The sequence below is a fragment of the Arcanobacterium haemolyticum DSM 20595 genome, assembly GCF_000092365.1.
Lineage (GTDB): Bacteria > Actinomycetota > Actinomycetes > Actinomycetales > Actinomycetaceae > Arcanobacterium > Arcanobacterium haemolyticum.
Map to the genome: position 1 here is coordinate 643561 of NC_014218.1, position 15594 is coordinate 659154.

Consider the following 15594-nt stretch of genomic DNA (forward strand, 5'->3'; position numbering starts at 1 on the left):
AAGACGTGCACCTCAAAACCCTCACACTTCGTGGTTTCAAATCGTTTGCATCACAGACCACGCTCCACTTCGAACCAGGAATCAACTGCGTTGTGGGCCCGAACGGATCGGGCAAATCTAACGTGGTTGATGCCCTGGCGTGGGTGATGGGTGAACAAGGAGCAAAGAACCTGCGCGGTGGGAACATGGCAGATGTGATCTTCGCAGGAACCGCCTCCCGCCAAGCATTGGGCCGTGCCGAAGTATCGTTGACCATCGATAATTCAGACGGCCAACTTCCTATTGATTATTCCGAAGTGACGATCACCCGTACTCTCTTCCGCGCGGGCGGATCTGAGTATGCGATCAACGGAAACACCTGCCGGTTACTCGATATCCAAGAGTTGCTATCTGACACGGGTATGGGACGGCAGATGCACGTCATTATCGGGCAAGGCCGGCTCGATCATGTACTCACTGCGACTCCAGAAGAACGCCGTACCTTTATTGAAGAGGCTGCCGGGGTGCTCAAGCACCGTCGTCGTAAAGAAAAAGCACTCTCCAAACTGGAGTCAATGCAAGCAAACTTGACTAGAATCGACGATCTCGCGGCGGAACTGCGACGGCAATTGGGGCCGCTCGCGCGCCAAGCCGCCACAGCACGCCGGGCGCAAGCTATCCAACAAACTGTATTTGATGCAAAAGCCCGCCTTCTTGCTGACGATCTGGCACAACTCAACGCGCGGCTCGCAACGCAAACTGCGAACGATTCCACGATCGATTCGCAACGCGAAGCCGCCGCAACTGCCGTTACCCAGGCGCGGGCGGACGTTGAACGATGCGAACGTGACCTGGCCGTACTCACTCCGAAACTCGCGAATCTGAACGATACGTGGCAAGAAGCAACGGCGCTTGCTGAACGTTACTCATCGCTCTGCGCACTGGCGGAAGAACGCTACCGTTCGCTCATCCACGCCGCTACACCACAGCACCGTGGCGAATCACCGGATTCCTTGCGGGAACGGGCACGAACCGCGCGGGCTGAGGAAGAACAACTCCGTGCAGCGGTTCAGCAGGCACACGATGCTCTTTCTGCCGCAATCACCGCACGTGAAGACGCCGAAAGTACCCAACGCACGTGCGATCACGAACTTGCCGTCCACAATCGAGCCGTGGCAGACCGGCGCGAAACAATCGCCAGAATCGGCGGAAAAATCGCTACCGTCACCTCGAAAATCGAGGTGCTCGAATCAGAACGGATCCGCACTACCCAGGCTGTCACGGCCGCAAAGGAACGTGCCACCAGCACAGAAAATCAGATAAACGCGCTCGAACGCGAAGCTGGGGGAGCACCAGACGATTCGCTCGAAACCCGAAGTGAAGCCGCAGCCCACGCGCTCGCCACAGCGAAGGCTGAACTCGATAAGGCGCGCGCGGAACTCACGGCCGCTCAAGCGAACACCATAACCTGGCGAACCAAAGCAGAAACACTGCAGCTTTCACTCGCGCCAGAAGATGCCACCGCCTGGGTAATCGAAACCCAACCAGGGATTCGGGGGCTCGTACGTGATTCCATTAGAATCGAACCCGGATGGGAAGCAGGAATCGAAACCGCTATGGCGGGAATTGCAGACGGCGCAATTATCGACGATATCGACCTGGCGATCGATGCCATCCGAAACGCGCGTGAACGTGGCGCCGGGCATGTGGAGTTCCTTGTAGGAACCGCAGACGGTGAGGGGAACGAAAACACTACAGCGATTATTGAAGCCGCTGGGGTAGAGGCCAGCGAAGCGCGATCAGCACAGGGGCTTATCCTGGGTGAAAACCAGGTGGCGCAGGCGCTACGTGCGTTGCTACATGACACGATTATTGTGCGCGATTTGGGCGTGGCTCGACGTGTTCTGCGGGCTGGAGCACAGCGCGTCGCAACCGTGAACGGCGATCTCTTCACCCCAACCAGTGCACGCGGCGGCGAAGCAGAGCACAGTGCACTGCTAGCCAAACAAGCCCTCTATGACGACGCCACCCGGCAAGCAGCCACCGCCGAAGAAAATGAAACCCGCGCCCAGGAACACGTTGCCCGTGCGATTGCAGCTCAAGAAACCGCGCAAACCGCCTACGATCACGTAGCCGCCCAACTCACCGCACGCGATTCGCGAGTTGCGGCCATCACGGCGCAACTCGGCGTGCTTCGCCAGAGCGCGGCTGCCGCGCGTGCTGACGAAGCACGAGCCAATGAACGGCTTGACCGCATCAGCGATGACCACACCGCGCTACGCGCCCAACAGAAACTGCTCCAAGCAGAATATGATCTGTACGCTGAACAGCCAGATGATGCGGATACAAACCTTCGCGTATTCAACCAGCGGCGCGACTTAGCACACCAAGCCACCATCGTCGCCCGCAGTGCCGAAACCGAAGCACGCCTAACTCTTCGCACCCATGAAGAACGGCTCCGGGCGATCGCCGGCCGTGCAGATGCCCTTGACAACACAGCCACCAACATCGAACACCGAATCGCCCAAGAACAACGCGCCGCCCAACGCCGCAAAGAAGCCGCGCAGATCGCCCACAACGTGCACGAAATCGCAGAGCGCGCGGCGGAGGCGAGTAGGCGCGTCGTTACTGAACTTACCGACGAACGTGCCGAATGTGGGCGCGCCCACGCCCAACGTGAAGCCGATATTGTGGCCGCGCGGAAAACGCTAGAAAAGGCGCTCGCAGATCAACGGTACCTTGACGATCGCCGCCACCAACACGAACTACTGCTTGCAGAAATCACCCTCACCTACAAACAACTGGCAGATTCGGCGCTGTCTGAAACCGGCATGGAAGCAGCCACACTCATTGAGGAATACGGGCCACACCGCATGGTTCCCGACACGGACGGTGACGAACCAACAAGCCGGCCGTACGTGCGCGCTGAACAAGAAAAACGGCTGGCGCGATCCGAACGCGATTTGGCACGCCTTGGAAAAATCAACCCGCTTGCGCTTGAAGAACACGCCGCGCTAGAAGAACGCCAACGCTACCTCTCCGAACAACTCGCTGACCTGCGCCAATCCCGCTCCGATTTGCTGACGATCGTGAAAGATATTGACGCGCGAGTACACGAGGTAATGACGTCCGCGTTCGCAGACGTGGCCGAACAATTCACCGTGATTTTCGCACGGCTCTTCCCAGGCGGCGAAGGAAAACTCGTGCTCACCGATCCTGAATCGATCCTCACCACCGGAATTGACATCGAAGCCCGCCCGCCAGGAAAACGCGTGAAACGGCTGTCCCTGTTGTCCGGCGGCGAACGCTCCCTCACCGCGGTGGCGTTCCTGATCGCGATTTTCATGGCGCGCCCATCGCCGTTCTACGTCATGGACGAAGTGGAAGCCGCACTGGACGACGTGAATTTGCAACGTCTACTCGGCATCTTCTCCGACCTGAAGCACACATCACAGTTGCTCGTGATCACGCACCACAAACGCACCATGGAAATCGCCGACGCACTTTACGGCGTGGCCATGCGCGAAAGTGGCGTCACCTCAGTTATTTCCCAGCGGATCGACGACGTTCAGCCAACCTAACTGTGACTGACGAAATAGCGTCAGCTATGCGAATTTTGGGGAGAATACGGGCACACTAGAGGTGTGTGGTTATCGTTGATTGTTTTGTGTGTTCTGTTATTGTGCGCAGTTGGCGTGATTTCGCTGGTAGCGCGCCGTAGTCTCTCTGAAGGCTTCGTGGAATCTTACGTAGATTCCGTGAAAGCCTACCGTGCTGACCGGTTAGGAACGAAAGAGTTCGACGTCGAGCATCGTGACGTTTCGTTAAACGACGTTTTTTCTACGTTTGCCCCGTTCGACGGTGAAGCCTACGTAACCCCAGATGAACTCAATGCTGCCGTGTCGGATATCGCCACTGCGCCTGGTGCTGCGCAGGTAAAACGCGTTGCTGATCTTTTAAAGAAAGAACATCACGCCGCCTAAAGTTTATTTTTCCGCGATTCTAAGGGAAGATTGACAGGTGGATATTATGGTTCTTGTCTATGTTGCTATTTCCCTCCTCGCGGTTGTACTGATCAGCGGGGTTGCCCTCTACCTCACTAAACGAGGAACACACGAACTGCCATCAGCGCAGCACCCATCACTTCCTTCGCCAGAAGAAGCAGACACTATCCCAACTCCGGATACTGCAGGCGACGTGCCAGAATCGGCTGCGGCTCCGGTTGCCATTGAAGCGCCGGAAGTTGAGCCGGTTGATGTTGCTGTTGCTATGCCTGCGGTTGAAGAACTACAGCCAGAACTGGATGTTCCGGAATCCGTAACATCACGTATGCAACGTTTGCGTGCACGGTTGGCGAACTCGGGCGGGCTAGGCAAGGCTCTCTTGAGTATTCTCTCCCGCGGTGAACTTTCTGCCGCCGATTGGGAAGAACTCGAAGAAACACTGCTCATGGCAGACGTAGGCCTGGATGCCACCACCGACATCTTGGACAGCCTGCGCACAGCCGTGAAGGTTGCAGGGTCAGATGCTGACGTCCGTGCACTCTTGCGCACCGAACTACTCAAAGCCGTTCACATTGACAAGGATCGTTCCCTCAACTTGGGTGCCGCACCGTCCACCATCTTGATGGTCGGCGTGAACGGCACCGGAAAAACCACCACTACCGGCAAACTGGCCCGCCTGCTCGTTGCCGAAGAACACAGCGTCTTGCTGGGCGCCGCCGATACCTTCCGCGCCGCAGCCGCAGATCAGCTCAGCACCTGGGGCGAACGTGTTGGAGTAGACGTGGTGCGCTCCGATCGCGAAGGTGCCGATCCGGCGTCGGTAGCGTTCGAAGCTGTCAAGCAAGGTGCGGATGCGGGCGTGGACGTCGTCATCGTCGATACTGCAGGGCGCCTCCAAAACAAAGCCGGACTCATGGACGAACTCGGCAAAATCAAACGCGTCATGGAAAAAACCGTGCCAACCGGCGAAGTGCTCCTTGTCCTGGACGCAACCACGGGCCAAAACGGAATGCGCCAAGCCGAAGTGTTCGCAGAAGCGGCCGGAATCACCGGAATCGTACTCTCCAAACTGGACGGAAGTGCCAAGGGCGGAATCGTGATCTCAGTCCAACGCGCCCTAGGCGTTCCAGTGAAATTCGTGGGACTTGGCGAAGGCGCCGATGACTTCGCGCCATTCGATCCTTCAACTTTCGTCGATTCCCTGCTCGCCTAAAACTATTACCCTGCCCAACCAGGCTGAAAAATATTCCCTGAAAGGTTCCTCATGTTCAACTCCCTCTCCGATCGTATTACCGGCTCACTACGCAACCTGCGCAAACAGGGCCGACTATCTGAGCAGGATGTGGAAGCGGTCATCTCAGATATCCGCCGCGCACTGCTTGACGCGGACGTTGCGCTCCTAGTAGTTCGCGCGTTCACCGCCGCGGTACGCGAGAAGGCCGTGGGGGCCGTTGCGTCCCAGGCACTCAACCCAGCTCAGCAGGTTGTGAAGATCGTTAACGACGAACTTATTTCAGTTCTGGGCGGGGAAGCACGCGATATTAATTGGGCTGCCGACGGCGAGCCAACCGTGATCATGCTGGCCGGTCTGCAAGGTGCAGGTAAAACCACGCTGGCTGGAAAACTCGGCCGGTGGCTGCGCGAAAACGGCAAGCGGCCGCTACTGGTGGCGTCTGATCTGCAGCGCCCGAACGCGGTTCAGCAACTGACCGTTGTGGCCGGGCAGGCTGGCGTGGACGTGTGGGCGCCAGAACCAGGCAACGGGATCGGCGATCCGGTGCAGGTGGCGAAGTCTGGCGTGGAGCACGCGCGTTCCGCCGGGTTTGACGTGGTTGTGGTTGATACCGCGGGCCGTTTAGGCATTGACGAAGAACTGATGGAGCAGGCGCGCAACATCCGCAACGCCGTGAACCCACACGAAGTCCTGTTCGTGCTGGATGCGATGATCGGCCAGGACGCGGTGAACACCTCGCTGGCATTCCGGGACGGCGTTGGGTTTACTGGCGTTGTTTTGTCTAAGCTTGACGGCGATGCGCGCGGTGGTGCAGCGCTTTCTGTTCGTGGCGTGACCGGGCAGCCAGTGTTGTTCGCTTCTACCGGCGAAAAGCTTGACGCTTTTGAGCGATTCCACGCGGATCGTATGGCGTCGCGCATCTTGGATATGGGCGATATTTTGACGCTCATCGAGCAGGCCGAACGCACCTGGAACGAAGAAGAAGCCGCAGATCTGGCCGCGAAGATGGCCGGTGGCGATTTCACTCTTGATGATTTCTTGGCCCAGCTTAACCAGATGCGCAAGATGGGATCTATGAAGAAACTCATGGGTATGCTTCCTGGTATGGGGCAATTCCGTGAAGCTATCGATAACTTTGACGAGCGCGAAATTGACCGCCAAGAAGCCATCGTGCTCTCGATGACTAAGAAGGAGCGCGCCAACCCCAAGATCCTCAACGGTTCCCGCCGCCTGCGTATCGCCAAGGGCTCCGGCACTTCCGTGCAAGAAGTGAACTCGTTGATGGATCGCTTCGAACAGGCAAAGAAAATGATGACCTCCATGGCTCGCGGAGGTGGCGTGCCAGGAATGCCACAAATCCCAGGGATGCCTGGGAAGGGCGGCGGCTACACCAAGAAGCAGAACAAGAAGGCCAAGAAGAAGAGTGGTTCGAAGAAGGGACGCTCGGGTAATCCAGCAAAGCGCCGCCAGCAGGAACTAGAGGCATCGAAGAAATCGGCTGGGAGCTCGTTCGGAGCCGGCCAGGCAAAGCCGGATGTGAATATGGACGATCTGGCTAAGTTTTTGCGATAACTGATTGTTGAGAAAATGGCGAATTATCGGCTTACGGGTGCGCTTCGAGGCACACGAATGGCAGAAGTGTGGATCGTTGATGGGGTGATTTCCCATCATGCGCCGAGCACTCGAGTAATCGACGTGCGCGGATACATTTATCCGGGGCTTCTGGATGCGCATACCCATCCGGGCTTGAACCGTGACGGCAACATGTTGAACCGGCACGAGGTTCGGCGGCGGTTAGAAGCATTGCGTGGATGGGGTGTTACTGCTGTGCGCGATTGTGGCGGTCAGCAGAATCCGAACGACGACCGGTGCGATGGGCTGCCGCGTGTGCTTCACTGTGGGCAACATATTTCGCGGCCGAAGCGATACACTCGGCATCTTGCACGCGAAGTTGAACCTAATCAGCTGATTGCTGCGGCCATCGAGGAATACGAAAAGTCTGATGGTTGGATCAAATTGGTTGGCGATTGGATTGATCGGGAGGCAGGGGACAACCTGCCAGTGTGGCCGCGTGATGTGCTAATTGATGCCGTGACGGCGATTCACGAACGTGGTGGCAAAGTCACCGTTCATACCTTCTGCCGTGAAACCGTTGACGATCTTCTTGACGCGGGCGTTGATGGGATCGAACATGGCACGGGTATGACCCGCGATCATGTGGATGAGGCCGCGCGGCGCGGGATCCTTTTGACCCCAACAGTCCATCAGGTCCGGCGCTTCCCTGAATTTGCTGAAGCTGGTTCGCGGTTTCCTGACTATGCGCGCCGAATGTTAGGGATGGATGCGCGACGCGAAGAGCATCTAGCGATGATCGTTGAATCTGGGGTGCCTCTCCTGATGGGAACTGATACGTCAGAAAACGTCGATACGTTGTCTATGCCGCACGAACTCATTGATGCGGTGGCCGATGGGATTCCTGCCTCGGTAGCGATGGAGGCCGCAAGCTACGGCGGCCGGGCACGGCTTGGTTTTTCGAACTGGGAGGCGGGAGAGCCTGCCGATTTTGTGGTGTACGATCACGATCCAGAAGAAAATATCGCCCATACGTTACGGCCTGCCTCGGTTTTTATTGATGGGATTCGGTTCCAGGGGAAGAATTAATCGATCATATAGCGCGAGGCTCAATCTACATCTGAGTAGATTGAGCCTCGAGTTTTTAGCATCATACAGCTTCAGCTGCAGATCTCTTGTTCTAGGTACGTTAGCGAGATCGCTTTGTATACATGCCCAGCGTGCCTAGCCAGATCGTGATACCCGCAATGCTCAGAACTGCCGACAGTGGCGTGCCTGCAAGATAGTTCAGCATTGACGGATATTTTTCAATATTCACAACACCGTTGTAGAGTGCGAGGAGCAACAAGAATTCGCCGAGCAAAAATGCGATGGTGAGATTACGTGACTCAGAATTCCAGGTGGACGACACCAGCAGAGCATTCAGCGCTGCAATACCGACGAGGGTCAACAAGAATGCGATGATCATCGGCAGGAATGGAAAACCGGTTCCTGATACTAGCGGAGAAGCGAATACCACGTAGATCATCGCCGCCAGTAGCAAGCTACCAAATGACGTCAAAGTCAGTGCTTTCTTCATTAATCATTCCTTCCTTTCCCCTCATAAAACGACGAGCCCAATTTACGAACAGCATTGTAATATACGTTTGCGATGCCATTGCATGCTGAACGCCCAGCGGTCCCACGCGCGTATGAGAGCGAGCATATTCTTGTTAACGATGCATGGAAAGCTCGATCACATGTTGATCTATCTGCGTGACTTGAGGATGAATAGCAAATGTCGTGGCTATCGCAGGCTGGCTTAAAGTTAGCATTCCCCCACCTGTCAGGGGAGAAAGAACAACCATTTGTTGCAGCTCTGAAGAAGGAATGCTTTCTGGCGATATATTGTTGCGGATCTTCGATAGCTTGAGTCAGTTCCCATACCTCGTACTCGCTTGATACTTTATCAATTTCTTGAATTTCTTCTAATGTAAACTCCGATGCTAAAACTTCGTATTGGTGCTCGTTAATGTGCGAAAAGGAGGTTTCTTCTTGATTCGAATCGAGATTTGTGGACAACTGGCCGGATGCGGCTGGGAAGCCAATACTGCCAAGTAAGGTGAGGAATGAGATACTAAGGACCAGGTTAGCTTTCATATTTACTCCATTGTAATAGAAGGCGCAAGCGTCTCTTTGTAGTGCTTATACCCCTATAGGGTGATATCAGTATACCATACGTGCGATATGTTGATGTCGGTTCTTATTGTTTCCGGATGAGGATTCCTGCAGTGGTTATAGTATCCGTATTTTAGGTGATGGACTTTAGTGCGTCATAGCCGGATCTGTTCCGGTTGAGAGTTTTACGTGGTTGGTTGTTGAGTCCTTGGGCAACGGTGTTGAGGTAGGTTTGCGGGAGTAGACGCCAAAGTTGGTGCGTTGAGGGGGATAGTTAGGGTAAGTATCCCGCCGGTATGTTCGTTGTGTTCGTGTTGGCGTGGGGAGGGTGGGGCACGGAAATATTTATGCAGATAAGAAGCTGAAGAGCGCGTTGATGGGTAGCCACTTCACTGCCTTGTAATGTGCTATGTAAAACTGCTGGTAGGTTACGCAATCTCGTGGATGATCACTTCTTCTATGGCGTTAGGGTTGTGGTGTTCTGGTAGGTGAAGTGGTTCGGGTTTGTTTATAGGTGGGTACCCTGGCTCCTATTATCGCTTACGGCTCGTGTTGCTGCCAGTATCGTTCCCGTTTTCTTCTGGCGTGTGATAGGCGAGTCTCTCGTGGAGCCGGCTGGTGCTCCACCAGGTCACCCATTCAAAGGTCAGGATCTCGACCTCACGGACGTCATTCCACGAGCGAACGTGAATGAGTTCGTTCTTGTGGGATCCGTTGGCGTTTTCAGCTAGTGCGTTCTCATAAGACTCCCCACCATGCCTGTCGATTCGCTAATCCCAGCCGCCGCGAGACGTTCATGGTAGAACAAGCACACATAATACGAGTTATGGTCAAAGCGGCGGGAGATTCCCACCGCTGAGCAGGAATTGGTGATCGCTTGATTTAATGCTCGTAAGGCCAGCGCCTCAGTTCGCATCGAATCAGCTGGCACCAACCCATATTTTTGCCGGAAACGCACCAGTCGCGAAGGAGGCGCACACGAACCTTTTACGTGTTTTTACATACGTGATGTCTGCGACCCACAATCGGTCCGCATCTGCTACAGTGACTTCGTGTTTAGCCAGAACCGGGCAGATTTCCAGTCGCTTTGCCTGACGCGTGATGACAGGTGATATTCCCTTGCCTTTGCCACTCACACCTGCCAAACGCATAAGCCTCTGGCTCTGCTCGTGGCCGACCTCACTACCGTGGCGTTTGAGGGCGTACCATATTTTCCTCACCCCATACATCAAATAATTCGATGCGTGAATCTGGCCAATGAGCGCAACGAGCTGCTGATCGCGAAGTTTGCGGGCTGAGGTTGACGGTTCTTCGTCTCGCGATACCCACGCGAGGAGATAAATCCTCCCTCACGTTCCATTTGTATCATGTATGCTCTTGAACTTCGTGCCGTAACTGGCGTATTTCGTTATCGGGTCCTCCTCAACTCAATGGACCGTACCTGAGAGTCGTGCGTATTGGGCTACGGCCTGGCCGTATGACACGAGATAGTCAGCGTGGGTGTGACCATCTGGCAGGCGGCCTGCATTGATAGGCCCTCGGTAAGAATCGGGTTCTTTACAAGATGAACCACACGTTCCTTGGTAACTTGAACAGGTCTCTTCGGCATAATCCAAATTTTCCTATCTACTCAAACGGAAGAAAACCCGGACCGCTTCAATATATCTTTTTCAGTGCGCCACTGATATGTACAGGTGGACAATGCTTTTCGCCACAGAATCTTACCGCCTTGATCAGCACAGGACCACCCAAGCAGCCGAGAGCACTCATGTATCTTTTCAAACCGAAGATGCTGCCGATCCGTACTCGTAGTTTTGTCAAGACTCGAAGCGTACGTTGTACCGTTACGCTGAATTTATCCGTTCGCTTAGACACTCCAACTGCATAAGTAACTTTCAGTGAAGCTCAATCCTAGGGTCACTAACTCTCCACAATGAGCCCTGCACGCCACGCACATCAAAGGCTGAGAGGCAAATACCTCACCATGATACTCCCATGCTAGAACAACCAACCCTTTCCAAGGCTGGCGTTGCAACCACCACAAAAATCCCCATCCGTTGTGCAGTCTATAGATAGGCATTGCGTTTTCGTAGAGATTTGGAGGATTGTCTCTCATATATGGGGTGTAGCAAGATACGTTCTGTAAAGAGTCGTTTTAGCTTCAGGCTGAAGTTCAGCTCTTGTGTAATGGTTTGTCACTCCCCAAGCGGAATGAAGCCCTGCGGAATGTCCTTGTATGATTCGGGATCGTTGATAGGTTCGATGTGAACGGTAACAATTGCGTCATCGAGGACTTCTTGGATATGGGTGACCAGGTGTTCGGCAAAATCATGCCCCTGCTTTACGGTCCAGTTGTCTGGCACAAGAGCATCAAACTTGATGTGGCGGGCGTGCCCTGAAACGCGAGTTTGTAAACCATGGAAGGTGATTTTCTCAGTTTCGGCATGTTCACGGAGCACGGAGATGATGAGGTTGTTTTCTTCGTCTGGAAGAGCCACGTCCATGAGGCCAGCCAGAGCGTCCCGCATCAGTACAGTACCCACGTAAATAATGTTGAGTGCAACAATGATAGCGATAACTGGATCCAGCCGCGTCCAGCCGGTCAATCCAACGAGCCCAACGCCGATCACCACGCCAACGGATGTGATGATGTCTGTGAACAGGTGCTTCGCATCTGCGGTAAGAGTAGGAGAGTTGTACTTCTTGCCGGCGCGTAACAACACTAAGCCTACGCCGGCGTTCACAAGTCCAGCCAGAATAGAAATAACAATACCGATGCCGAGGTTTTCCACACCAACAGGCCGCAGCAAGCGTCCGATGGCCGCGAACATGATCAATGCGGCCGCGCCGAAAATCATGGCGCCTTCAAGGGCGGCAGAAAAGTATTCGGCCTTGGAACGCCCAAACGTGTAGCGGGAATTGGCTGGCTTAGCAGCAAGTTTGAGAGCGATCAGTGCAACGATCGCCGCAACTAGATTGACCACGGATTCCATAGCGTCAGAAAGTAAGGAAACAGATCCTGTGACTTCGTAGGCAATGTATTTGAGTGCGATGGTGGAGATGGCAGCCCCCACTGAAAACCAGGCGAACTTGGAGAGATCGCGTGGCGATTCTTGGGCCGTAGAATGCGAAGTAGTCATAACCCTATTGTCAGCCTCCAGTCGCCGGAACGGTTACGCGAAAACCTGCGTGAAGCATCACACCTCTTGCCGTCGTAGTTGACGTATTCAGGTGAGCGACGCCACCCGCGACTTTCTACTGAAAGAATGGTCAAACACGCCCAACTCTGGCACAATAGTTCGTTGTACTCAGAATGAAATTCGGGCCTCTCACCGGATGGAGTTCTCAGTTAGAGATGGTTCGCGGATTCGTGTATTTCCCACCGATGATGCGTGCTTTTTCGCCCAACTAAAGAACCAGGAGTGACCACTACCGTGGCAGTCAAGATTCGTTTAAAGCGCATGGGTAAGATCCGTGAAGCTCACTACCGTGTTGTCGTTGTCGATTCCCGCAAGAAGCGTGACGGCCGCGTCATCGAAGAGATCGGTTACTACAACCCGAACACGCAGCCTTCCACCATCGATATCAACTCTGAGCGTGCTCAGTACTGGATTGGCGTTGGCGCTCAGCCAACCGAATCCGTGCTTGCTCAGTTGAAGATCACCGGTGATTGGCAGGCAGCCAAGGGTCTTGAAGGTGGCTCCACCTTGAAGACTGTTGAAAAGGTCGATCCGCAGAAGGCTCGTGAGGATGCCATCAAGGCTGTTCAGGACGAAGCCGAAAAGCGCCGTGCTGAAAAGGCTAAGGCTCGTGAAGAAGCAGAAGCTAAGGCTGCTGCCGAAGCCGAAGAGACCGAGGAAGCCTGATGTTAGCCGATGCCTTGGAACACCTCGTCCGTGGAATCGTGGATAACCCCGATGAAGTCGAGGTTTCATCCCGTACCAACCGTCGCGGCGAACTTCTTGAAGTTCGTGTTAACCCGGAGGACTTGGGCCGCGTGATTGGCCGTAATGGCCGCACGGCCAAGGCGTTGCGTTCTGTTATGGGCGCACTGGCGACGAACGGTTCCGTTCGCGTTGATGTGATCGAAACTGATCGCTGATATTACGTGTAGCAGACCCGCCCTTGGATACCGAGGGCGGGTCTGTTTTTTCAAGAAAGGATCATTATGCTACTTACCGTTGCTATTGTAGGTGCGCCGCACGGGCTAAAAGGCGAAGTTAAATTGAACGTCCGTACCGATTCGCCAGAACGCCGGCTTGTTGTTGGCGCAATGTATGAAACGCAGCCTGCAGAGCTTGGGCCGGTCACTTTAGCTTCCGTGCGTAACTATAAAGGATCCACGTTCGTTACTTTCGCCGAATATGCTGACCGTACCGGAGCTGAAGCATTGCGCGGAGTTAAGCTTGTGATCGAAACTGACGAAGACGACGTCGAAGAGGACGCCTGGTTCGCCCACGAACTTATTGGGCTAGAAGCCCTTGATCCAGACGGCTACGAACTCGGCGAAGTCGCCGGTCTAGAACCCGGCCCGGCGCACGATTATCTTATCGTGCGAGAACCAGACGGAATCATGACGCGCGTTCCGTTTGTGAAGGCGATTGTGACCGAGGTGGATGTGGACGATCACTGTGTTGTGATTGATGCTCCACGTGGGTTGTTTTCTGAAGACGAGATCGTTGAGGACGGAGAGATCGCCTAATATGCGTATTGACATCATGACCGTGTTTCCGGAATTCTTCGGGGTTTTGGATGTTTCGTTGGTTGGGAAGGCGCGGCAGCGTGGCTTGATTGATATCGAGGCGCATGACGTTCGTTCTTGGACTAGGGACGTTCATCGCACGGTTGATGACACTCCGTTTGGTGGGGGTGCTGGCATGGTTATGAAGCCTGACGTGTGGGGAGAGGCGATTGACGACGTTCGAGCACGTGCTCACGATGCGAGCACGTGCGTGCTGGCTATCCCGACTCCTTCTGGAGAACCACTGACACAGAAGCGGTGTTATGAGTTGGCTCAGGCGGATCACATGATTATTGCGTGCGGCCGTTATGAGGGTATTGATTCGCGGGTGGCGGAGTATTATGCAACCCAGCCGGGGGTTACGGTTTATGAGTATTCGTTGGGGGACTACGTGTTGAATGGAGGCGAAGTCGCGGCTATTGCACTGATTGAGGCGGTGGGGCGGCTTGTTCCTGGCATGGTGGGGAACCCTGAATCGTTGGTGGAAGAATCTCATGGTGAGGCAGGATTGTTGGAATATCCTGTGTATACGCGGCCTGCTGATTTTCGGGGGATTGCGGTTCCGGATGTGTTGACGTCTGGTAATCATGGAGCGGTTGCTCGTTGGCGTCGGGATCGGGCGTTGGAGCGTACTGCGCAGCGCCGGCCGGATATGGTAGCCAAGCTGGAGAATCTGGATAAAAAAGATTGTGCAACGTTGGCTCGGTTGGGGTGGATTCGCCCAGCTAAATCAACACAACCAGTACGCGAGGTGAGTGTGCGGGAGGCAGTGGAGTCCGACGTCGAACGGATTGTTGCCATCGCAACTGAAACGTTCCCCGATGCGTGCCCGAAGGATCTTCCGGCGGAAGCGATCGCAACGCATATTGCTAAAACGTTCACGGCGGAAACGGTGGCTGGCTGGATCGCGGATCCGCAGGCGCGCGTAACTCTTCTGGACGTGGCCGGTGAAACAATCGGATATAGCCTGGTCACAACGCATACTGAACCGGGGCAACCGGACTTGCCAGACCTCGCATACCTCTCAAAGTTTTATCTCCGACGCGAATGGCGCGGCAGCGGAGCCGCGGCGCTGCTCATGGACGCAACATTTGCGAAAGCGGCAGAGCTTGACGCTCAGAATGTCTGGGTGGGAACCCATAAATCGAACCGACGCGCGATCAAAGCCTATAAAAAGGCCGGTTTTACCGCGATCGGAACCCGAATCTTCACTGTTGGTGACGTGGATAATAGCGATGTCACTTTAGCCGCGCCGGTGAATCTGGCAGAATAGGAAAAGCTTGCCACAACGCGCATACATATACCTGCCGCAGGGGGCTGTATGTGAGGCAAGTGCAATGCAAATACGAACGGGGGAAACCCCTGAAAGCATTCTGACCTGCGTGCAGAATGGTTGAGAGAGTCATGGATTTTCTGAAGAAGATTACTGAGTCCCAGCTCACCGAGCGCCCAGAATTCCGCGCTGGCGATACCGTCAAGGTCAACGTGAAGGTTGTTGAAGGTAACCGTCACCGTATCCAGGTTTTCCAGGGTGTGGTTATTGCTCGTAAGAACGGCACCGGCGTGAACGGTACGTTCACCGTGCGTAAGACTTCGTTTGGTGTTGGTGTGGAGCGTACGTTCCCACTCCACTCCCCAAATGTGGATTCGATTGAGCTCGTTACCCGTGGTGACGTCCGCCGTGCAAAGCTGTACTACCTGCGCAACCTGCGCGGCAAGGCAGCCAAGATCAAGGAGAAGCGTTTCGACGCTCGCTGATTATTTTTGCGCAAAATGCCCCAGCTTCGGCTGGGGCATTTTGTATGTGTGGGGGGAGATCCTATGTTTTCACGAGCATCAGGTCTTATTGTGATCGAACTGATACGGAAATCGCAGACGCTTCCCTTAGCGCTAGCGGCTGCGTTTAT

General features: G+C 54.8%; 15 protein-coding genes. 10 read left to right on the plus strand and 5 right to left on the minus strand.

Going from position 1 to position 15594, the window contains the following annotated elements:
- Nucleotides 1-5: 5 nt before the first annotated feature.
- The 5 genes from smc (at nt 6) to ARCH_RS02865 (ending at nt 7878) form a co-directional block, all read left to right on the plus strand.
- A complete protein-coding gene (gene smc, locus ARCH_RS02845) occupies nt 6-3560 on the plus strand; it encodes a chromosome segregation protein SMC (RefSeq protein WP_013169796.1) in 3555 nt (1184 codons plus the stop codon).
- A 63-nt stretch (nt 3561-3623) separates the two neighbouring features.
- The gene (locus tag ARCH_RS02850; RefSeq protein ID WP_013169797.1) at nt 3624-3962 is read left to right on the plus strand and encodes a hypothetical protein; all 339 of its coding nucleotides are present in this window, start codon (nt 3624-3626) and stop codon (nt 3960-3962) included.
- 46 nt (nt 3963-4008) lie between these two features.
- Nucleotides 4009-5196, plus strand: a complete 1188-nt coding sequence (ftsY, locus tag ARCH_RS02855) for a signal recognition particle-docking protein FtsY (RefSeq protein ID WP_013169798.1) — start codon at nt 4009-4011, stop codon at nt 5194-5196.
- A gap of 51 nt (nt 5197-5247) precedes the next feature.
- Nucleotides 5248-6789: a signal recognition particle protein gene (ffh, locus tag ARCH_RS02860; protein ID WP_013169799.1), complete on the plus strand. Its 1542-nt coding sequence runs from the start codon at nt 5248-5250 to the stop codon at nt 6787-6789.
- A 57-nt stretch (nt 6790-6846) separates the two neighbouring features.
- Nucleotides 6847-7878 carry an amidohydrolase family protein gene (locus tag ARCH_RS02865; RefSeq protein WP_049765809.1) on the plus strand — a complete coding sequence of 344 codons (1032 nt, stop codon included), beginning with the start codon at nt 6847-6849 and terminating at the stop codon, nt 7876-7878.
- A 100-nt stretch (nt 7879-7978) separates the two neighbouring features.
- On the opposite strand, the gene ARCH_RS02870 is transcribed toward ARCH_RS02865, so the two are convergent.
- From ARCH_RS02870 to ARCH_RS02885, 5 genes are all read right to left on the minus strand, one after another.
- Nucleotides 7979-8368, minus strand: coding sequence for a hypothetical protein (locus ARCH_RS02870; RefSeq protein ID WP_013169801.1), 390 nt, complete (start codon nt 8366-8368; stop codon nt 7979-7981).
- Nucleotides 8368-8928 (minus strand): phospholipase A(2), encoded by a 561-nt coding sequence (locus tag ARCH_RS09310; protein ID WP_013169802.1) that lies wholly within the window; start codon nt 8926-8928, stop codon nt 8368-8370. Before ARCH_RS09310 ends, ARCH_RS02870 begins: the two co-directional genes overlap by 1 nt.
- Nucleotides 8929-9479: 551 nt before the next feature.
- Nucleotides 9480-9713 (minus strand): integrase core domain-containing protein, encoded by a 234-nt coding sequence (locus ARCH_RS10445; protein ID WP_081440744.1) that lies wholly within the window; start codon nt 9711-9713, stop codon nt 9480-9482.
- 153 nt (nt 9714-9866) lie between these two features.
- Nucleotides 9867-10175, minus strand: a complete 309-nt coding sequence (locus ARCH_RS10450) for a hypothetical protein (RefSeq protein ID WP_389400987.1) — start codon at nt 10173-10175, stop codon at nt 9867-9869.
- A gap of 966 nt (nt 10176-11141) precedes the next feature.
- Nucleotides 11142-12086 (minus strand): cation diffusion facilitator family transporter, encoded by a 945-nt coding sequence (locus ARCH_RS02885; RefSeq protein WP_013169804.1) that lies wholly within the window; start codon nt 12084-12086, stop codon nt 11142-11144.
- A gap of 294 nt (nt 12087-12380) precedes the next feature.
- Between ARCH_RS02885 and rpsP the strand changes: the two genes are divergently transcribed.
- The 5 genes from rpsP (at nt 12381) to rplS (ending at nt 15445) form a co-directional block, all read left to right on the plus strand.
- Nucleotides 12381-12812 carry a 30S ribosomal protein S16 gene (gene rpsP, locus ARCH_RS02890; protein ID WP_013169805.1) on the plus strand — a complete coding sequence of 144 codons (432 nt, stop codon included), beginning with the start codon at nt 12381-12383 and terminating at the stop codon, nt 12810-12812.
- Nucleotides 12812-13048, plus strand: a complete 237-nt coding sequence (locus ARCH_RS02895; RefSeq protein WP_013169806.1) for an RNA-binding protein — start codon at nt 12812-12814, stop codon at nt 13046-13048. Before rpsP ends, ARCH_RS02895 begins: the two co-directional genes overlap by 1 nt.
- 66 nt (nt 13049-13114) lie before the next feature.
- Complete coding sequence (rimM, locus tag ARCH_RS02900) at nt 13115-13648, plus strand: ribosome maturation factor RimM (RefSeq protein WP_013169807.1); 534 nt, start codon at nt 13115-13117, stop codon at nt 13646-13648.
- A 1-nt stretch (nt 13649) separates the two neighbouring features.
- Entirely contained in the window at nt 13650-14960 is a 1311-nt protein-coding gene (gene trmD, locus ARCH_RS02905; protein ID WP_013169808.1) for a tRNA (guanosine(37)-N1)-methyltransferase TrmD, read from the plus strand.
- A gap of 131 nt (nt 14961-15091) precedes the next feature.
- The gene (rplS, locus tag ARCH_RS02910; RefSeq protein WP_013169809.1) at nt 15092-15445 is read left to right on the plus strand and encodes a 50S ribosomal protein L19; all 354 of its coding nucleotides are present in this window, start codon (nt 15092-15094) and stop codon (nt 15443-15445) included.
- Nucleotides 15446-15594 lie beyond the last annotated feature (149 nt).